At 70.8% G+C, this 19,301-nt stretch carries 18 protein-coding genes; 6 read left to right on the top strand and 12 right to left on the bottom strand.

The annotated features are described in order from the left end of the window. Positions 1–182: 182 nt before the first annotated feature. The gene (locus ABD355_RS41175) at positions 183–2,102 is read right to left on the bottom strand and encodes a hypothetical protein (protein WP_344406356.1); all 1,920 of its coding nucleotides are present in this window, start codon (positions 2,100–2,102) and stop codon (positions 183–185) included. A 49-nt stretch (positions 2,103–2,151) separates the two neighbouring features. Beyond that, positions 2,152–2,679 carry a tetratricopeptide repeat protein gene (locus ABD355_RS41170; protein WP_344406355.1) on the bottom strand — a complete coding sequence of 176 codons (528 nt, stop codon included), beginning with the start codon at positions 2,677–2,679 and terminating at the stop codon, positions 2,152–2,154. Positions 2,680–2,842: 163 nt separating this feature from the next. Here ABD355_RS41170 and ABD355_RS41165 point away from each other — a divergent pair, with 163 nt between their 5' ends. After that, a complete protein-coding gene (locus tag ABD355_RS41165) occupies positions 2,843–3,259 on the top strand; it encodes a hypothetical protein (RefSeq protein WP_344406354.1) in 417 nt (138 codons plus the stop codon). A 65-nt stretch (positions 3,260–3,324) separates the two neighbouring features. Here the strand turns inward: ABD355_RS41165 and ABD355_RS41160 are convergent, their stop codons facing one another. The 7 genes from ABD355_RS41160 to ABD355_RS41125 form a co-directional block, all read right to left on the bottom strand. Beyond that, complete coding sequence (locus tag ABD355_RS41160) at positions 3,325–4,866, bottom strand: DUF1996 domain-containing protein (RefSeq protein WP_344406353.1); 1,542 nt, start codon at positions 4,864–4,866, stop codon at positions 3,325–3,327. A gap of 189 nt (positions 4,867–5,055) precedes the next feature. Further along, on the bottom strand, positions 5,056–5,709 hold the full coding sequence (locus ABD355_RS41155) for a LuxR C-terminal-related transcriptional regulator (RefSeq protein WP_344406352.1): 654 nt from the start codon (positions 5,707–5,709) through the stop codon (positions 5,056–5,058). Continuing rightward, the gene (locus ABD355_RS41150) at positions 5,694–6,965 is read right to left on the bottom strand and encodes a sensor histidine kinase (RefSeq protein ID WP_344406351.1); all 1,272 of its coding nucleotides are present in this window, start codon (positions 6,963–6,965) and stop codon (positions 5,694–5,696) included. The genes ABD355_RS41155 and ABD355_RS41150 overlap by 16 nt, the downstream gene beginning before the upstream one ends. A 178-nt stretch (positions 6,966–7,143) precedes the next feature. Continuing rightward, positions 7,144–8,136, bottom strand: coding sequence for an SDR family oxidoreductase (locus ABD355_RS41145; protein ID WP_344406350.1), 993 nt, complete (start codon positions 8,134–8,136; stop codon positions 7,144–7,146). Positions 8,137–8,214: 78 nt separating this feature from the next. Next, positions 8,215–8,772, bottom strand: a complete 558-nt coding sequence (locus ABD355_RS41140) for a winged helix-turn-helix domain-containing protein (RefSeq protein ID WP_344406348.1) — start codon at positions 8,770–8,772, stop codon at positions 8,215–8,217. A 316-nt stretch (positions 8,773–9,088) separates the two neighbouring features. Next, positions 9,089–10,120 carry a glutamine synthetase gene (glnII, locus tag ABD355_RS41130; protein ID WP_344406347.1) on the bottom strand — a complete coding sequence of 344 codons (1,032 nt, stop codon included), beginning with the start codon at positions 10,118–10,120 and terminating at the stop codon, positions 9,089–9,091. Positions 10,121–10,394: 274 nt separating this feature from the next. Beyond that, positions 10,395–10,823 (bottom strand): MarR family winged helix-turn-helix transcriptional regulator, encoded by a 429-nt coding sequence (locus ABD355_RS41125; protein ID WP_344406708.1) that lies wholly within the window; start codon positions 10,821–10,823, stop codon positions 10,395–10,397. A 90-nt stretch (positions 10,824–10,913) separates the two neighbouring features. Here ABD355_RS41125 and ABD355_RS41120 point away from each other — a divergent pair, with 90 nt between their 5' ends. After that, positions 10,914–11,792, top strand: a complete 879-nt coding sequence (locus ABD355_RS41120; protein ID WP_344406345.1) for an alpha/beta fold hydrolase — start codon at positions 10,914–10,916, stop codon at positions 11,790–11,792. A 3-nt stretch (positions 11,793–11,795) separates the two neighbouring features. Here ABD355_RS41120 and ABD355_RS41115 read toward each other — a convergent pair whose 3' ends face one another. After that, positions 11,796–12,524 carry an RlpA-like double-psi beta-barrel domain-containing protein gene (locus ABD355_RS41115; RefSeq protein WP_344406343.1) on the bottom strand — a complete coding sequence of 243 codons (729 nt, stop codon included), beginning with the start codon at positions 12,522–12,524 and terminating at the stop codon, positions 11,796–11,798. Between the two features lie 151 nt (positions 12,525–12,675). Continuing rightward, positions 12,676–13,035, bottom strand: a complete 360-nt coding sequence (locus ABD355_RS41110) for an arsenate reductase family protein (protein ID WP_344406342.1) — start codon at positions 13,033–13,035, stop codon at positions 12,676–12,678. A 153-nt stretch (positions 13,036–13,188) separates the two neighbouring features. Between ABD355_RS41110 and ABD355_RS41105 the strand changes: the two genes are divergently transcribed. Continuing rightward, positions 13,189–13,497 (top strand): hypothetical protein, encoded by a 309-nt coding sequence (locus ABD355_RS41105; RefSeq protein WP_099928355.1) that lies wholly within the window; start codon positions 13,189–13,191, stop codon positions 13,495–13,497. 147 nt (positions 13,498–13,644) lie between these two features. On the opposite strand, the gene ABD355_RS41100 is transcribed toward ABD355_RS41105, so the two are convergent. Beyond that, positions 13,645–14,835 carry a winged helix DNA-binding domain-containing protein gene (locus ABD355_RS41100; protein ID WP_344406341.1) on the bottom strand — a complete coding sequence of 397 codons (1,191 nt, stop codon included), beginning with the start codon at positions 14,833–14,835 and terminating at the stop codon, positions 13,645–13,647. Between the two features lie 567 nt (positions 14,836–15,402). On the opposite strand from ABD355_RS41100, the gene ABD355_RS41095 reads away from it, so the two are divergent. The 3 genes from ABD355_RS41095 to ABD355_RS41085 are packed head-to-tail and all read left to right on the top strand — an operon-like array spanning position 15,403 to position 19,282. Next, entirely contained in the window at positions 15,403–16,743 is a 1,341-nt protein-coding gene (locus ABD355_RS41095; protein ID WP_344406339.1) for a DUF2252 domain-containing protein, read from the top strand. A 50-nt stretch (positions 16,744–16,793) separates the two neighbouring features. Then, positions 16,794–17,393 (top strand): chemotaxis protein CheB, encoded by a 600-nt coding sequence (locus ABD355_RS41090; protein WP_344406338.1) that lies wholly within the window; start codon positions 16,794–16,796, stop codon positions 17,391–17,393. Between the two features lie 20 nt (positions 17,394–17,413). After that, positions 17,414–19,282: a CheR family methyltransferase gene (locus tag ABD355_RS41085; RefSeq protein WP_344406336.1), complete on the top strand. Its 1,869-nt coding sequence runs from the start codon at positions 17,414–17,416 to the stop codon at positions 19,280–19,282. Positions 19,283–19,301: the final 19 nt, after the last annotated feature.

Below are 19,301 nucleotides of genomic sequence, written 5' to 3'. Positions count from 1 at the left end.
AGTCCGAGCGGAACCCCTCGGCAAGGACTTGTTGACGTCAGTGTCAGCAAGCGGGGAGGGGTTCGGCAGCGCCCCAAAGGGGCGCGGGGCTGTATCCATTTGCGGCTCCGCCGCGGGGCGCGACAAGCCACGACCATGCCGCGGACGGTCGACGGCCCATCGCCGCCCATCCCGCGGAGCGCTCAGTGCAGTCCGCTGATCTGCCGACCGTCCTCCAGGGTCCCCGCCAGCTCGGCCCGCATACCCTGCTTGGTCCGTACGGCCAGCAGGCTGCCCGGGGTGGAGGCGCTGACCCCTCCCGTCGTACTGATCGACGACGTCCCCGGGCTGCCGGCCGCGAGGAGGTACCAGTTCTTCGCCTCCGACTTCCACAGCACTCCGGCGAGCACATGCGGGTCCTTCGCCCCGCACGCCGGTACGTTCTCCGCCTTCGCGGCGACCGCCCCGTACGCCCCGCCCGGCGTGTGGAACTGCGCAAGCACCCGCGTCCCGCCGCCCCGCCAGGTCTCGGCCCGGGTGCACACCCAGTCCGCCACCCCGCTCGCGTCGGGCAGCGGTTGCCGGCCGTACGCCCAGGCGTTGACCGTGCGCACGCCCGCCGAGCGCATCGAGGCCAGCGAGCAGGCGTACGGCGCCCAGGTGTGCAGGGCCGGGGCGCCGGTGACCTCGTGGACGGCGCCTGGCCGTCCGATGGTGAGGTGGGCGGGGACGAGCTCGCCGAGGTCGGTGCTGAGGCGGGTGCCGGTGGCGTCCGTGAGCTGGAGCACCTTCCACGACGTGCAGTCGCCGCTCTCGGCGGCGGGGCCGGCCAGCGGTGCCGTGACGCCGCCGGTCAGGTCGAGGGCCGTCGTGCCGGTGGCCGGCTTGAGGAGGTCCCGCTCGGCGGCCTGCTTCACCCAGGGGGCCGTCAGATAGCGGACGTTGCCGTCCGCCCGGTCCAGGACCAGCGCGTTCGCCTCGGAGCGGTCGGCGCCGTCGACCCGTGCGAAGTCCAGGGCGGCGCCCTTCGTGCCGCTCTTCGGCTCGGCGTACCGGGCGATGCGCAGACCGTCGTAGAGCATCACCACCCGTGCGCTGTCGACGGTCCCGGCGTACAGCAGCTGGGGCGGGCCGGACGGGCCGCCGGAGGGGGTGCCGGGGGTCGCGGAGACCTGGACGCTCTCGCCGGGACGGGCCCAGACGGCGAGGGCGCGGCGCAGCAGGGCCTTGTCGCCGGTGAGGTCGCCGCGGGCGGGCCAGACGGAGAAGTCGGTGCGCGCGGAGGTCGTCCAGGCGGTGGGGGCGACCCGCAGCAGCTTGGCCGGGTCCAGGGCGGCCTCGGCCGCCGGGTTCTGGGCGTACGCGGGGGCGGCGGCACCGTCGGGGGCCCAGCCGTCCCCCGGCAGACCGAACAGCACCCCGCACACGGCGACGGCCGCCGCGGCGGCGAGCGCGGCCCTGGTGTGCTGTCTGCGGCGCATCAGATCGGTGGGCCGGGCGTGCAGTGAGCAGGGGTCGAACTCGGGGGAGTCGAGCAGGGCGTACTGCTCCGGGACCTCGTCGGCCTCCCGGAGTGCGTCCTGCGGGTCCTCGCAGCCGGCGGCGGTCAGCACCTTGGCCACGTCACCGTCGGGAAGTTTCTCCAGGCCGCGCAGGACGTAGGCGGCGCGGGCGGGGCCGGACAGGGCGGACAGCCGCTGGTCCAGGGCGAGTTCGTCGGCACCGCCGGAGCGCGGGAACAGGCGCAGGCCCCACACCTGGGGGAGCAGCGGCGGCAGCTGGGACCGCCTGGGGAGCGCCGTGCGCTTCAGCGGCAGGCCCGCCTCCAGTGCCGTACGCAGCACCTGGAGGCGGACGAAGGCGTATCCCGGGTCGCCGTTGCGCCCGGTCGAGCGGGCCGGGATCGCGGGTGCCTGTGCCCGGCCGCGGGGCAGGGCGCGCTGGGTGAGGGCGTGTGCGGTCACCACGCGCCGGTTGCGGCCGAGGCTCGGCGGCAGCACCAGGTAGGCGAGCCGGACCAGCCGCGGATAGTGCTCGACGAGCGCGGCCTCGGCCTGTTCGACGTCGACGGCCAGGTCGGAAGGGGACGGTGCGGGGCGCGGGGCGACATCCTGTGACTGCACGTTCAGCAAAACGAGCGAATCATGGGATAGTCACCGCCGCCCGGGCGACTCAGTCCTCGGGCTCGACGAGCGCCCGCGCGTAGTTCGCCATCGAGCGCTGGTAGCGGGGGAGATGCGGCGCCAGGGCGCCGAGCACCAGGGAGAGCCCTTCGCGGTCCCGGCCGAGACTGGACAGGCACAGCGCCAGACATGCCCGTACCGCGTCGTCCAACTCGTCGGAGGGCGCCTCCAGTTCCGGTGTCAGCAGCTTGACGCCCTCCTCCGCCTGCCCGATGTTCCTGAGCGAACTGGACAGCTGGATCTTGGCCCTGCGGCCCTTGTACGGGCTGACCTCGCTCAGCCCGCGCGCCAGCGCCTCCCGGTACAGCGGTACGGCCTTGTCCGAGTGCCCGGTGGAGTCCCAGGCACAGGCCTGCTCGAAGAGGCCGAGCGGGCTGCCCTCCGGGACCTCGGCGGCGAGGGCGTCGATCACGGCCCGGAAGTCGGCGGCCCGCTCTTCCGGATAGTCGTCGAGGGTGGCCCAGGCGGCGGTCACGCGATCTTCCCAGTCTTGATTCACGGGAGCACTTTCGCACACGCGTGCACAGCGGACAGCCGTATTTTTGAGCGCCCCAGCCTTCACGGCCGTATCGAAGGGGACGGGCCCTCAGGGCCTGGCCGGCACATTCCCGCCTGCCTCGCGGCGGACGACGGGAATGTGCCGGTCAGGCCCGGGCCAGCAGAGCGACCCGGAGGAACAGATGAGGTTGACCCGACCGATGCTCGCCGTGGCCACTGCCGCGGGCGTCCTGGCGCTGGCGGGCTGTGGAACCGGAAACAGCGACGCGGCCGCCAAGGTGCCGACCGCCGCCACCGGCTCTCTGGAGAGCCTGGCCGCCAAGGTGAAGTGCAAGCCGGACATGCAGATCGACTCCGACGAGGTCCGCCAGGCCATCTGCACGACCTCCGACGGCAAGTTCGTCTTCGCCACCTTCGCCACCGACCGCGGCCAGCGCGAGTGGATCAACGACGCGAAGGACTACGGAGGCTTCTACCTCGTCGGCCGCAAGTGGGTCGCCGTCGGCGAGGACAAGGTGGTCAAGGCGCTGCAGCACACGCTCGGCGGCGACGAGGAGATCGGCACCAACCACAGCGCGCACACCGGCCACAACGGCTGAGCTTCGCGGCACATACGAAAAGCGGGCGGTGGGAGATTCCCACCGCCCGCTTTCCTAGGGGCTCGTCACTGGCAACGCTGCCCGCTGTTGATGCAGTTGGCGATCTTGTTCGCCAGGTTGTTCTTGAAGACCGCGATGAAGTCGTCGTGGTCGGTGGCCGCCTTGTGCAGCTGCTCGGGGAAGCCGTCCACCGCGTAGGCGTTCTTCACCTGGCCGTTCTGCAGGACCGGCGGGTTGATCTTGTACACCAGACGCATCGTCAGCTGCGGGATCGCCTTGAAGCCGTTCTGGCAGTTGCCGTTGGCGTCGGCGAAGGCGACGTGCGTGCGGTGGTTGGCGCTGTCGATGTTCTTGCCGTCCCAGCAGGACTGGAAGGCGAAGGTGCGCACCACGTTGCTGCCCTGCGGGCAGATCGGGTACTGCGTCGTCAGCTGGACCTTGTTCTCGAAGCCGGTGCAGCTCCAGTGCGCGTTGGCGTTCGCCAGACCGTTGGTCGTGGTCTTGGCGTCACCGGTGATGATGCGCAGGAACTGGGGCATCGCCGTGACCTTGCTGGTCGGGCTGCCGACGTACTTGATCTGCGCCTGGATCGGCGTCAGGATCTTGCCGACGTTGCCTTCCTTGCCACCGCCGTCGGCGTTCTGGTCGAAGTCCTGCGTGCCGTCCTGGATACGCACCACCGGCCAGTAGTAGGCCGACAGGTCGCCCTGGTTCTGGCAGCTGGTCTGGTCCGCGATCAGCGTGTTGTTGTTCGCGAACGCGTTGACCTTCTGGTTGCCGACGTAGTCGTGCAGGTGGTGCGCGCCGTTGGTCACTCCGGGAGCCACGATCACGTTGTCCGTGTTGTGGTTCTTGTTGGCGTTCACACCGCACTTGGTGATGAAGACGCCCTTCGAGGCGTTGCCGTTGGCCCGCGGCTTCGCGGCGACGTTCGGCTGGACCTTGGTGATGTCCACGAAGTCGGCCGCGACCGGGCCGTTGCCGGCCTGACCGCCGATGTTCTGGCCGGCCCCGGCCTGCCCGTTGCCCTGCTGCTGGCCACCGTTCTGCTGCTGGCCGCCATTTTGCTGCTGGCCGCCGTTCTGCTGCTGGCCGCCGTTCTGGTTGTTCTGACCACCGGCCGTGGTCTGGTTGGCGGTCTGCGTGGTGCAGGCGGCGAGCGCGCTCAGCCCGGCCGCGTCGACCTGGCCGCCGACCCGCTGGATGTCGATCCGGATCCGGTTGAGGGTCGCGGCTCGCTTGTCCTTGAGAGGGCCGACGATCGCGTTCTGCACGAAGTTCGCGTCGCCCGCCTGCGCCTGCCGGGTGGAGGCGAGCCGGGTGTAGGCCTCGGTGACCTGCTTGTCGAGGTTCGCCAGCTCCGTGGCCACACCCTGCTGGGCCCTGGCCGGCACGTTCGTCAGCTTCTGCTGGACGTCGGGGCAGGCGATCGTGGCGACCTGACCGGCGGCGGCCTTGGTCTGGTTCTGCCCCGAGTTGTTGGACTCGTGCGCCGAGGCGTAGAAGTTCGCCCAGATCAGCCCGCCCCCACCGAGCGCTAGGGCCGCCGATGCGGCTATGGCCTTGGTGGCCAGCGGCGTACGGCGTTTTCGTGTGTTGCGTCCCATGGAACTCCTCTGACTTCCTTGCGGGCTTGGCGGGGCATCGAGGCGCCCGACAGGAGTGAAGCGGCGCCTTCTCATACGCGCGTGGCCCCAGGGGTGTTCAGCAGCCCCACAAACAAATCAGAGGTTTACCGGGCCTTTGCGACCCAACCGCCGCCTGAGCAGCGGAAGTTACGGAGAATCAGCAACCGCTTACTGGTCCCGGTCCAGATAGGCGAGAACCGCCAGGACGCGACGGTTGTCGTCGTCGGAGACCTCCAGGTCCAGTTTGGTGAAGATGTTGGAGGTGTGTTTGGCAATGGCCCGTTCTGTCACCACCAGCTGCCCGGCGATCGCCGCGTTGGAGCGGCCCTGCGCCATCAGTTCCAGCACCTCCCGCTCCCGGGGTGTCAGCCGCGCGAGCGGCCGGTCGTCGGCGGCCCGCCGCGAGAGCAGCTGCTGGATCACCTGCGGGTCCATGGCCGTACCGCCGGCCGCGACCCGCCGTACGGCGTCCACGAACTGGTCCGCGTCGAACACCCGGTCCTTCAGCAGATACCCGACTCCGCCGCTGCCGTCGGCGAGCAGCTCGCGCGCGTACAACTGCTCCACGTGCTGCGAGAGCACCAGCACGGGCAGCCCGGGTCTGTCCCGGCGGGCCTGCAGTGCACACTGCAGCCCCTCGTCGGTGTGCGTGGGCGGCAGGCGTACGTCGACCACGGCGACGTCCGGCTCCAGCTCGGCCAGCGCCCGGGCGAGTTCGGGGCCGGACTCGACGGCCGCGGCGATCTCGAAGTCGTAGGCCTCCAGAAGCCGTACCAGACCGTCGCGCAGCAGGAAGAGGTCTTCGGCTAGGACAACGCGCAAGGGATCTCCACGGTGACCATGGTGGGACCGCCCGCGGGAGAGCTGACGGCCAGGACGCCGTCGAATGTACCCAGGCGCCGCTCGACTCCGGCGAGACCCGAACCGGCTCCGATCGCCGCGCCGCCCTTGCCGTTGTCGGTGACGCTGATGCGCAGCTTGTCCTCGCTGTGATGCAGGTCGATCCAGATGCGGTCGGCGCCGGAGTGCTTGACCGCGTTGGTGAGCACCTCGCTCACCGCGAAGTACGCGGCCGACTCCACCGGCGCGTCCGCGCGGCCCGCCAGCTCGACGTTCACCTCGGTGGGCAGCGGCAGCCGCAGCGCCAACGCCCTCACGGCGTCGCCGAGTCCGCGCTCGGCCAGCACCGGCGGGTGGATGCCGCGCACCAGGTCGCGCAGCTCGGCGAGCGCGTCCACGGAGGACTGCCGGGTCTGCGCGAGGAGCTGCTTGGCCTTCGCCGGGTCCTTGTCGAGGAGCATCTCGATGGTGCCCAGGTCCATGCCCATGGCCACCAGCCGCGCCTGCGCCCCGTCGTGCAGATCCCGCTCGATACGGCGCAGTTCGGCGGCGGAGGTGTCGACGGCGTCCTTCCGGGTCTCGGTCAACACCTGTACCCGCTCGGCCAGTTCGGCCTGGCTCGCGCCGAGCACGGCCCGGGTGAGCCGGAAGTGGGCGGTCAGCAGCCGCGGGGCGAGCGGGAAGGCGAAGGCGAGGATCACGAGGGCCAGGGCACCGGCGCCGAACGCGGAGGCCTGGTCGGTGACGTGCACGAAGCCGTACCAGTACCCGCCGTACTCGGAGAGCGGCCGCCACAGCCCGGCGGCGACCGCGAAGCCCTCCAGGGGGTACAGGAGAAGGACGGCCGGCAGCAGTGCGGTGATGTACCCCGCCGTCATGTCGACCTGCAGCCACCTCAGATCGCGCCAGACCGCGGGGTCACGGAGGAGGGCGTACGTCCGCGTCCAGGGACTGGCGCCTTCGGGTATCGGCCGGTACGCCGACGGGATCCGCATTCCGCACCACTGGGCCGCGAGCCCCCGCCGCCAGTCGGCGAACGACCGCACCCTCGCCAGCACCCACGGCGTCGTGACGAGCCCGATGCCGATCGGGACGAGCGAGATCGACACAAGGGCCAGCGTGAACCACAGAACCGCTCCGGGAAGGCTCACCAGGGCCAGCACGAACCCCCGCCCGGCCGCCACGGCAACGGCCCGCACCCTCGCGGAGAGGGAGCTGCTTTTCGTGTTGGTGTTCATGGCAGAGAGTCTGACCGAGCGCGGCGGGGGCGGTCACGGGGTCAGACCCCCGGGTCGGGGGGTGGTGCCAGGTACACCCCCGGGGAGGGCACCGCCCTTGTCTTCAGGGGCGCGGGGCTGTGTCGATATGCGGCTCCGCCGCGTGGGCGCGATCAACCACCACCGGCCCGCAGCGTGATCACTGCCCCAGTACCTTCGCCTCCACCACCGGATCCAGCCCCACCGGCGGCCGCCCCGGCCGTACGGGCGCCGTGCCGCCGATCCCCTGGAGCCAACGCCAGGTATCGGCGACCGTCTCCTCGACGGGCCGGCACCGCAGCCCCGAAGCCAGCGCACGCGAAACGTCCCCGCTGTGCATGGAGTCATGCATGTCGGTGCCCGGCGGCACCCAGACCGGCAGCTGGGTCCACGGCGCGATACCCGCATCGAGGATCACCCCGGGGTCGACCCACCGCAGCTCCGCGTCCGAGCCCGTGACGGCCACGCACGCGTCCAGCAGGCTGCCCATGGTGGCATGCCCCTGCTCGCTGACCATGTTGTACGGCCCGCTCAACTCCCGCTCGACCGAGCCGAGGATCCACTCCGCCATGTCCCGCACGTCGACGTACTGGAGCGGCAGCTCCCGCGGCCCCGGGGCGAGGACCGGCCCGCCCCGCGCGATCCGCTCCAGCCACCAGGGCAGCCGCCCGATGTTCTCGTACGGACCGAGGATCAACCCGGCCCGTACGAGCACGGACCGGTCCGCCCCGAACGCCTCGACGACGGCGATCTCCGCACCCCGTTTGTCCCGTGCGTAGTCCGTCTGCTCGGCGTCGGGCTCGGCACCTTCGACCAGCGGAGCGCTCTCGTCGTGCCCGGCCGGTGCGGGCCATGCGTACACCGAGCAGGTCGACACATACACATACCGCCCGACACGACCCCGCAGCAGCCGTGCAGCGCTGTGCACCGCCCGGGGCGCCGCCGACCAGGTGTCGACGACGACGTCCCACTCGCCTTCCGCGAGGGCGGCGAGCCCGTCAGGCGCGGTGCGGTCGCCGATCAACGCCCGTACCCCGGCCGGGACCTGGTGCCGTCCCCGGTTGAGGACGGTCACCTCCCAGCCGCGCCCGAGGGCCGCCTCCACGACGGCCCGTCCCGCGAACTCCGTTCCACCCAGCACCAGAAGTCTCATGCCGGTGAGCCTGCCCGGTCGGCCCGCGGGACGGAACGGCAATCTGCCGTCAGCAGAGGACGAACGGCCGGTGGACGGTCAACGGCCGGTCGGCGGCGTGTACTTGTACCCGACCCGCCGCACCGTCTGGATCGTCCCGCGGTGCTCGGCGCCCAGCTTGCGGCGCAGTCGCGCGATGTGGACGTCGACGGTGCGGCCGTCGCCCACATGGCCGTACCCCCACACCGTGGTGACCAGCTGGTCGCGGGTGTGCACCCGGTGCGGATGTGCCACGAGATGCGCGAGCAGCTCGAACTCCAGGTAGGTGAGGTCGAGTTCGCGCCCGTCCACCTCGGCGGTGCGCTGCACGGAGTCGATCCGGACGAGCGGGTTGCCGGCGGCTTCGGGGACGCCGGTCTCGGCGAGGTGCGGGCGATCGGCCGGGATGAGGACGAGGTATCCGACCATCGGCGGCTGTCCCGGCAGTGCAGGCAGGGTGTGCTGGGGTGCGGGCAGCCAGGTGGCGCCCGGGGGGAGGAACTCCGAGACGTCGAGTACCTCGTCCCGGCCCACGGCGCGCAGCCGATGGCGTGTGCCGTTCGCGGAGGGGGAGGGGGTGTCGAGTGTGGCGGCGGGCAGAGAACGAATGGTTGCCATGAGAGGTCAGCTCTTTCGCGCGAGAGGTTCGTCGGGGACGTACGTCGTGTCGCGCTGGCCGAAGGCCGGGGTGTACGGCTTTAGAGGGCCGGCGCGTTCATCGCGCGGCAACACACCCGGTCGAAGTCGTGGTGCTGACGGGAAGGCCAGAACGGCTCGAGGTCATGGCGACCCGTCGCGGTGTGGTTCTTGAAGCTGGCCATGACCTCATTGAAGCAGACACCGGCCCCGACGAGGACCCTTCTCTCACTACTTGGACGGCAAAAGGGGCGCCCACCGCGAACGGTGGGCGCCCCTTTTGCCGGAAAGCGGGGGATCAGACCTGGCCGGCCTTCTCCAGCGCGGAGCAGCAGGTGTCGACGAGCAGCCGCGTCACGACGTACGGGTCGACGTTGGCGTTCGGGCGGCGGTCCTCGATGTAGCCCTTGCCGTCCTTCTCGACCTGCCACGGGATACGGACCGAGGCGCCGCGGTTGGAGACGCCGTAGGAGTACTCGTTCCACGGGGCGGTCTCGTGCAGACCGGTCAGGCGGTCGTCGATGCCGGCGCCGTAGTTCTTGACGTGGTCGAGCGGCTTGGAGCCCTCGCCCAGCGACTCGGCGGCGGTGATGATCGCGTCGTAGCTCTCGCGCATCGCCTTGGTGGAGAAGTTGGTGTGCGCGCCGGCGCCGTTCCAGTCGCCCTTCACCGGCTTCGGGTCCAGCGTCGCGGAGACGCCGAAGTCCTCGGCGGTGCGGTAGAGCAGCCAGCGGGCCACCCACAGGTGGTCGGAGACCTCCAGCGGGGAGACCGGACCGACCTGGAACTCCCACTGGCCGGGCATGACCTCGGCGTTGATGCCGGAGATGGCGAGGCCGGCGGCGAGGCAGTTCTCCAGGTGGGCCTCGACGATGTCACGGCCGAAGATCTCGTCGGCGCCGACACCGCAGTAGTAGCCCCCCTGCGGGGCCGGGAAGCCGCCCTTGGGGAAGCCGAGCGGGTAGCCGTCCTGGAAGAAGGTGTACTCCTGCTCGATGCCGAAGATCGGCTCCTGCGCGGCGAACTTCTCGGCGACCTCGGCCAGCGCGGCGCGGGTGTTGGACTCGTGCGGCGTGAAGTCGATGTTGAGGACCTCGCACAGGACGAGGACGTCGTCGCCGCCGCGGATCGGGTCCGGGCAGGTGAAGACCGGCTTGAGGACACGGTCCGAGGAGTGGCCCTCGGCCTGGTTCGTGGAGGACCCGTCGAAGCCCCAGATCGGCAGCGCGTCCAGACCGGCGGGCTCACCCGCGATGATCTTCGTCTTGGAACGGAGCTTGGCGGTCGGCTGGGTGCCGTCGATCCAGATGTACTCAGCCTTGAAGGTCACGGGCCACTTCCTTCGGGGATGTGTCTACGCACTTGCGGGTGCTGCGGCGCTGCGGCACTGAGGCGCCGCGGTGGATGACCGCGAGCCTGTCAACAGGCGATTTCCCGGCCATTGCTCGAGTGTGAACCCCGTGTTACCTGGCGGTGGTGTGGCGCGATTCACGGTGTGAGGGCGGGTGGGGCACAGCAAGTCGACAGGTCGACGTGGCCGGCGGGCGCGCACGGGCTGTCGTACGGCGGCTCGTATGCGATGGGGTTTGCAGGGGGCCGGAGGGTCAGCCACCGGTCGCGGCCGCGTCCCGCACCCCGGCGAGGAACCCCTTGATCGCGGCCAGCTCCCGCTCGTCGTACCCCTGCAGCAGCTCCACCGTCTGCTCGATCAGGGGTCCGAAGGACGACCACCCGAGTTCCACCGCACGCTCGGTCACCTCGATGAGGACCTTGCGCCGGTCCCTTGGGTCGCGGACCCGCCGCACATGACCGGCCCGCTCCAGCCGGTCGACCAGCGCGGTGGTCCCTGCGGAGTTCAGTCCGAGCGTGGTGCCGAGCCGCCCCGCAGTCATCTCCTCGCCCGCACGGGAGGCGTCCATGAGGGCGATCAGGGCGCGTACGTCCGTGGGGTGCATGCCGTTGCGGGATGCGAACCGGGCGCTGTGCAGGGCGAGTTCGACGGTCGCCGCACGCAGCAGGTGGACGACCTCCATCTCCGGGCCCCGGGGGTTCGGCACGGGCTTCCTCCGACTATTATCTCGTTCGTCGAGTATCTCGCTCAACGAGATAATAAGGGGGTTCCGGTGTCTGCTCGCAGCACCTACGACATGGACGGCTTCCTCGCCGCCTACGACAAGGTCATGGCCAAGTGGCCCGCCGAGCGTGAGGCGGTGACCGTCCCCACGCCCTTCGGGACGACGTACGTCAACATGTGCGGCCCTCTCCACGCCCCCGCGGTCGTGCTGCTCCCCGGCGGCGGGGGAGCGACCTCCGCCAGTTGGTACGCGCAGGCCGCCGACCTGGCCCGCACCCACCGCGTGTTCGCCGTCGACCTGCCCGGCTGCGCGGGCCGCGGCACCGAGGCCGGCGACCGCCACCCCCGTACGGTCGCCGACCTGGTGGTCTGGCTGGACGCAGTCCTGGACGGCCTCGGCCTGGCGGAGACGGACCTGGGCGGGCACTCGTACGGCGGCTGGATCGCCCTGCACCACGCGCTGCACGCACGCGCACGCGTGCGCCGCCTCTTCCTCCTGGACCCCACCCAGTGCTTCGCCGGTTACCGGCCCGCGTATCTCCTGCACGCCCTGCCGCTGGTGCTGCGTCCCTCGCCCCGCCGGGTCCGTGCCCTGCTGGAGTGGGAGACCGGGGGAGCGGCCGGGGGAGTGCCCCTCGACCCCGACTGTCTCCGCCTCCAGGAGGCGGCCGCCGGCTTCCCCTCCGTCGCGAAGCCGGTGACCGGTCCGCGCCCGGCGCCGGACGCGCTGCGCGGGCTGGACCTGCCGGTCCTGCTGCTCCTGGCCGGGAACAGCAGGACCTGTGACACGTACGAGGTGGCGGCGAAGGCGGATGCGCTGCTGCCGCGCGTGGAGACGGTCGTGGTCCCCGACGTCTCCCATCATGCGCTGCCGCAGTCCGCACCCGCCGACCTGGGCCGCCGCCTCACGGAGTTCCTGGGTCCTTGAGCCTCACCCCACCTTCTCGATCAGCGCATGACGGATCAGGAACTTGCCGGGCTCCCGGACCTGTTCGAAGGCTGCGTTGTTGAGCAGGGCACAACTGCCGGAGACCGAGGTGACCTTCACCGTCGTGGACTTGTTGTTGTCCAGGTTGGTGACCTTCAGCGTCGTCCCCGCCGGGAACTGGTTGCTGGAGGCCGCAGGTGCGCCGCCCTCGCCCGAGAGGGTGACGGTGGAGCCGTTGCACACCTGCTGCCCCGAGGCGGCAGCGCCACCACCCGCGTTCCCGTTCGCGTTTCCCGCGGGTGCCGAGGCCGACTGCGAGGGCTGCGCGGACTGCTGTGCGCCCCCCGCCTGCTGGCCGGCCGCCTGCTGTCCCGCACCGCTCTGCGCCGGCTGCGTCGCCTGGGAGCCCTGAGCCGACTCCCCAACGGTGCAACCGGACGCCTTCTGCTGGACCTTGATCTGCGCGATGACCGCCTCGCGGTTGGCGATCCGGGCCGCGGACTGGGCGTCCGGGTTGGCCTTCTGCCCGTCGATGAACTTCTGGTTGTTGCCGAGGGCGGTGGCGAGCCCCTGGCAGACGTTCGAGTCCGCGGCCGACAGGGTCTTGGCCTGGGGACTCTGTGCGGCGTTCGAGGTGCTCGCCATGACGAAGGCGCCGCCTCCCGCCACCGCCGCCGCGCTCACCAGCAGCGCGATCTTCTTCTTCGTACCGAGACTTCTCCTACGCGACATGCGCGCCTCCTGCGAGGTAGGGGAGCGTACGCCGCTATGTACGAGATACCGAACGAAGTTACTCAGTGGTTACAGGAGTCACTGAAGTAACCTACGTCACAGGAAAGTTGAAGCCGGCTCACAGCGCCGGCCTCGCTTCCTGCTGTCGGCCCTATCGGGACAGGGCGTCGCGTACGGCCTCGTCGGTGCGGCCGACCACCGCGGTGCCGTCGTCGGCGGTGATGATCGGGCGCTGGATCAGCTTGGGGTGCTCGGCGAGCGCCTTGATCCACCGTGCGCGCGACGAGTCGTCCCGCGGCCACTCCTTGAGTCCGAGCTCCTTGGCGTCGGCTTCCTGGGTGCGGGTGATGTCCCACGGTTCGAGGCCGAGACGGTCGAGCACGTCCCTGATCTCGTCCTCGCTCGGTACGTCCTCCAGATAGCGGCGGACGGTGTAGTCGGCGCCCTCGGCGTCGAGCAGGCTGATGGCGCTGCGGCACTTGGAACAGGCCGGGTTGATCCAGATCTCCATGGGGTCAAAGGTACCTCTGAGGTCCCCTCAAAGCCGCTGTGGCCAGGGCCTTTTGTCAGTGCCGGGCGGTACACTAGAAGAAGTGTTCGAGGGTGTGGGGGGTGCCGAAACCCCCGTTCGTTCCCACACCCTCACCGCGACAGGAGGATGCCTGTGCCCGCTGCCGCACTGAAGCCGAAGCCGACCCAGTCCACCGCCAAGCACCCCGTCCTGCTCGACCTGCCCTACGCCCCCGTGGAGAAGCGCCCGCTGCCGCCGGGCCGTCCGCGCGAGTGGTATGTCACGCACAACCGCCGCCTCAAGGCGATGCGGCTCGCCATCGCCCTGCTCGACAGGGGGGTGTACGTACCGAACCAGGCCCGCAACGAGACGATTCGCAGCACGGCCGAACTGATCGGCGTCCACCCGCCGTCGGACACGACGTGCCACATGGTGCGGGCGCTGATGCGGTATTCGCGTTGAGCGTGGTGCCGGGTGCCCCGAGCTTGCGGGGTGCCCGGCACATGCGTGGCCGTGGTGCTGGGGGCTCCACCCCCAGACCCCCGTTCGGCCCTCAAGGGGCCTCGTCCTCGAACTCCCCACGACGGGCTGAAGATGCGCGACCGGCGCTCAGAGCTTTCCCGCCAACTCCTTCTCCAGCGGCGTCCGGAACCGTGGGGTCACCTTTGCCGCCCCCACCCACCCCCGTAGCCGCTCCGCCTCTGCCGCGACAGCCGCCTCGGCCTCGCGTCCCACGCCGTCCTTGTCGAGCAGTCGCCAGACGATCTCACCGTCGGGACGCTGAGCCCATCCGCCCACCACTCGGCCGTTCCACCACACCGTCGGCCCCACATTGCCGCTGTAGTCGAACAACGACGGTCGCAGTTCGGGCGCCAGATACCAGTCCCGCTCGCGCCACCCCATCGCCGTCGGATCCAGCGCGGGCAGCAGTGCGGCCCACGGCCCGTCCGGGCCGGCCACCGGCTCGACGTCACCGTCGACGACGTACCCCACGCCCTCGTCCAGAGACACCTCCTGCGCGCCGATCGCCGCCAGCGCACGCCGCACGTCCGTGACCTTCCAACCCGTCCACCACTTCAGATCGGCCTCCGTGGCGGGCCCGCATGCCGCGAGCCAGCGGCCGAGCAGCACCGACTGCGCCTCGGCCACATCGAGTTCGGGGTGCGGCGGGGCCACGGCCCAGCGGAACTGGCTGGACGTCCACGAGCCGAGCGGCCGCCCCCGTACGACCTTGCCCTCCACGCCCAGCACCCTCAGCAGCCGGGTCGAAACGGTGTGGACGCCCTCGTAGCTCTTGCCGGCGGAATACACGAACTTCTCTCTCAACCGCGGCTCGTCCTCGGCGAGTTCGGCCGCGGTCGCCTGCCCGCGGCGCGCCAGGGCCGCCAGCGCCGACTCCTCGACGTCCTTCAGCCAGGCCGCGTCCGGCGCCCCGGCCTTCGCCATGTCCTTGAGCAGAGAGGCCCGCTCCCGCCCGGCGACCGTGAGTCCGGTCGAGGCGTGCACGACGGCGGTGAGGTCGGTCGGGAACACGAACACCGTGTGCCGCATGCCGTGCATCCGCACCAGTGAGCGGTCCGTGTACAGCGCCCGCTCGGTCTCCGCCACGGTCCGCGCCGAGTCCGCGAGCCGCGCGCCCACGGCCAGATGCACCGTGGCCGGGTCCGACCCGTGCAGCGCCACCAGCGTGCCGGCGACCTCCTCCGGACTGTCCCCCCGTGCGACCGGAGCCAGAAGCTGCCGCAACGCAAGCCGCGCCCGCCGCTCCGCCACCCCGACGTACCGCCCACCGCCACCCATCCCAGCCTCCCCGCCACACCATCCGTGCCCTCATCCTGCAACACCCCACTGACAATCGACGCCCCTCCCACCGCCCAGGCCGACCGGGCCTCGCTCTCCCAGCCCGTCCGGCGTTTGAGGACGAGGCCGTTCAGGGGGCGGCAGCCTCGCGGGCCTGCGCTCTCCCGGCTGGCGTTGCCCTTCCAGCCCGTCCGGCGTTTGAGGACGAGGCCGTTCAGGCCGAAAGGCGGGGGTCTGGGGGCGCAGCCCCCAGGGACGGGACGGGTAGGGGCGGCGGGGGCGAGAAAGCCTGTGTCGCGCGCGGCGCTTTTGAGGTTGTGCCGCGAGGCGCCGGCCGGGGCCCACGCTGCGCGCCGCAGGCTGACTGCGGCCCGCGTGCCCGCGCGCGGCCTTCCCTCCGCGCCTGCGCCGAGCGCGGCCGACCCCGGCCCCGCAAACCAACGTCACCCGATCGCCGTCCCCCGCATGCGCACACCCCCGCCCCCGCCTTCACTGCGATCAGGAGGCGATGGCAGGCGACCGCACCGGAGGCGTGATGGGCAGGCGCGGTGTATCGCGGTGGGTGGCGTGAGTACGTTCGTCGTTCGTGCCGAACGGGGGAAGGCCGCCCGCCGGCGGGTGGCGCGGTCCGCGCATGCCGGGTGGGTTCCGCCCGTCGACCGGGCCGACCCCGTCGCCGTACTGCAGCGGCAGGGACGTGACCGGCTGCCGGAGCTGCTGCCGATCCGGTACGGGCGGATGACCGCATCGCCGTTCGCGTTCCTGCGCGGTTCGGCCGCCGTGATGGCCGCCGACCTCGCCTCCCGGCCGCACACCGGCCTGACCGTGCAACTGTGCGGCGACGCCCACCTGCTGAACTTCGGTCTGTACGCCTCCCCGGAGCGGGCGCTTCTCTTCGATCTCAACGACTTCGACGAGACGTTTCCCGGGCCCTTCGAGTGGGACGTCGAGCGGCTGGCCGCCTCCGTCGCCGTGGCTGGGCGGGCGAACGGGCACGCCGAGGCCAAGGTGCGGCGCGCGACGCTGGAGGCGGTGGCCGCCTATCGGACCGCGATGCGGCGACTGGCCGGGCGGGGCGAGCTCGCCGTCTGGTACGAGCGCATCGACGCCGACAGCCTGCTGCCCCTCGTCCGCTCCGCCGGCCGCCGCAGACAGGTCGCCTCCAGCCTCACCCGGGCCCGCCGCCGCACCAGCCTGCAGGCCCTCGGCAAGCTGACGGAGGTGGTCGACGGGCGCCGCCGGATCATCCACGACCCACCGCTCCTCGAACCCGCCGGCGCCTCCGACATGGCCTCCCTGCGCAAGATCTTCAGCGACTACCGTTCCACCCTCTCCGAGGAGCGGCGCCTGCTCCTGGACCGCTACCGCTTCGTGGACGCCGCCCGCAAGGTCGTCGGCGTCGGCAGCGTCGGCCTGCGCTGCTTCGTCGTCCTCCTGACGGGACGCGATCACAGCGACCCGCTGTTCCTGCAGATCAAGGAGGCCCGGAAGTCCGTGTGGGAAGAACATCTGCCGCACGGACCGTACGTCCATCCCGGGCACCGCGTCGTCGCAGGTCAGCGGCTGCTGCAGGCGGCGAGTGACATCTTCCTGGGGTGGATGAGCGGGCCGCAGGGGCGCGCCTTCTACTGGCGGCAGCTGCGCGACATGAAGGGTTCCGCGGACGTGGCCGGCATGAGCCCGGCCGATCTGCTCGGATACGCCCGCCTCTGCGGCACCGCCCTGGCCCGCGCCCACGCCCGCTCCGGCGACCGCATCGCCATCGCCGCGTATCTCGGCGGCGCCGACACCTTCGAGCAGGCCGTCGCCGACTTCGCCCTCGCCTACGCCGACCAGACCGCCGCGGACCACGCGGCCCTGCGCGCGGCCGTCGCCGCAGGCGTGGTCGCGGCGGCCCCCGAGGCGTGATCACACCGCACGACCTGCCTCACCCCGCCCAGGAGACCTACGCTGACCGAGTGCAGCTTTCCGAGCCCCCGACGGACGGTTTCGAGGCCGTCGCCGTAGCCTCCTCGGCCGGCGGTATCAACGGCCTGATCACGCTGCTCGCCGCCCTGGACTCCGGGTTCCCGGCGCCGATCCTGGTCGTGCAGCACCTGGACCCCCGCCACCGCACCGTGATCGCGGAGGTCCTGGACCGCCGTACGGAGCTGGATGTGAAGCTCGCCGAGGACCAGGAGCGGACCCGGCCCGGCGCCGTCTACATCGCCCCGCCCGACCGGCACCTCCTCGTCCGCCCCGGAGGCCTGCTCGCCCTCAGCGACAGCGAACTCGTCCACTTCGTGCGACCCTCCGCCGACCTCCTGTTCGAGTCCGTCGCGGGGGCGTACGGGCCGCGGGCCATCGCCTGTGTGCTCACCGGAACCGGCCGGGACGGTGCGATGGGCGTGGACGCCGTCAAGTCGCGCGGCGGCACCGTGATCGTCCAGGACCCGGCGACGGCGGAGTTCAGGGGTATGCCGGAGGCGGCCGTGGGTACTGGCTCAGTGGACTTCGTGCTACCTCTGGAGGAGATCGCCGCGCTGATCCGCGGGTTGGTCGAGACCAAGAGGCAGTAGCAGAGAAGCAGGCGGCAGTGATGGTTGACCGACAGCCGGACGTGGAGACCGACGAGGAACTGGAGGAGCTTCTCGGCTTTCTCCGGGACGCCCGCGGCTTCGACTTCACCGGATACAAACGCTCCTCGCTGGGCCGCCGCGTCCGCAAGCGGATGGCGGACACACAGATCGCGTCGTACACCGACTACCGCGACCGCCTGGAGACCAATGCGGATGAATTCGACGCCCTGTTCAACACCATCCTCATCAACGTCACGTCCTTCTTCCGCGACCCCGAGGCGTGGACCTTCCTGCAACGCGAGGTGATCCCCGAGCTGCTCGCCCAGAGCGGGACGGAGGACGAGATCCGGGTGTGGAGCGCGGGCTGCTCCAGCGGCGAGGAGGCCTACTCCCTGGCGATCATGTTCGCCGAGACGCTGGGCCTCGAGGAGACCCTGCAACGGGTCAAGATCTACGGCACCGACGTCGACGACGAGGCGCTGCGCGACGCCCGCACCGGCCTGTACCCGGCCAAGGTCCTCGAACCGCTCGCACCCGAACTGCGCGACAAGTACTTCGAGCAGAACGGCTCCCGTTACGGCTTCCGCTCCGACCTGCGCCGCAGGGTGATCTTCGGCCGCCACGACATCACCCGCGACGCCCCGATCTCCCGCCTGGACCTGCTGATCTGCCGCAACACGCTGATGTACTTCAACGTCGAGGCGCAGACCCAGATCGTCGACCGCTTCCACTTCGCACTGCGCGAGGGCGGCTTCCTCTTCCTCGGCAAGGCCGAGATGCTGCTCAACGACGCCGACCGGTTCGAGGTCCTGAGCATGCGGCAGCGTGTGTTCCGGCGCCGCCCAGGCGAGGCCACTCCGCCGTACCAGCCCGCGCCGGTGAAGATCAGGGCAGGAATGAGCGGCGAACTGCACAGCATGGCCCGCAACCGGCAGCTGCGCGATCTCATCCTCGACGCTGCCCCCAGCGCCGCCATCGCCGTCGACTCGGAGGGGACGGTGATCCTCATCAACAGCCACGCGCGCGTGCAGTTCGGTCTCACGGCGAACGACATCGGGCGCCCCTTCCAGGACCTGGAGATCTCCTACCGCCCCGTCGAACTGCGCTCCCTGATCGAGCAGGCCACCCATGAGCGGCGCACCCTGCGGGTCAACGGCGCCGAACGCCGGGTCGCCGACGACGTCCAGTACTTCGACATCCTCGTCCAGCCGGTGTCCGGCCCCGACGGCCTGGCGGCCGCCACCCAGGTCACCTTCACCGACGTCACTCTCGCCACCCAGCTCAAGTCCGAGGTCAAGCGCGTACGAGAGGATCTCGAAACGGCGTACGAGGAGCTCCAGTCCACCAACGAGGAGTTGGAGACCACGAACGAGGAACTGCAGTCGAGCATCGAGGAGCTGGAGACCACCAACGAGGAACTCCAGTCCACCAACGAGGAGTTGGAGACCACCAATGAGGAACTCCAGTCCGGGAACGAGGAACTGGAGACCATGAACGAGGAGATGCGGGTCCGCACCGAGGAGCTGGACGAGGCCCGCACCTTCCTGGAGGCCGTTCTCACCTCCATCGCCGCCGGGGTCGTCGTCCTCGACCAGGGCCTGAAGGTGAAGAGCTGGAACCGCGGCGCCGTCGAACTGTGGGGCCTGCGCCCCGACGAGGTCCTCGACCAGCCCTTCTACGGTCTCGACTTCGGACTGCCCACCGTGAAACTGCGCGAGACGATCGAGCGCTGCGTCGAGACCGGCATACGGGGCGAGCCATTGCCCGTGGCGGCCGTCAACCGACTTGGCCGGGCGATCACGTGCGTGGTGCAGTGCAGCCCCTTCGACGGACACAACGGCGGGGTCGTCCTGCTCATGGAAGAAGGCCGGACGAACGGCTCCGAGTGAGAACCCGAAGCGTACGATT

The organism is Streptomyces longisporus (assembly GCF_039532765.1).
Classification (GTDB): domain Bacteria; phylum Actinomycetota; class Actinomycetes; order Streptomycetales; family Streptomycetaceae; genus Streptomyces; species Streptomyces longisporus.
This window is presented reverse-complemented; position numbering and strand designations above follow the sequence as displayed.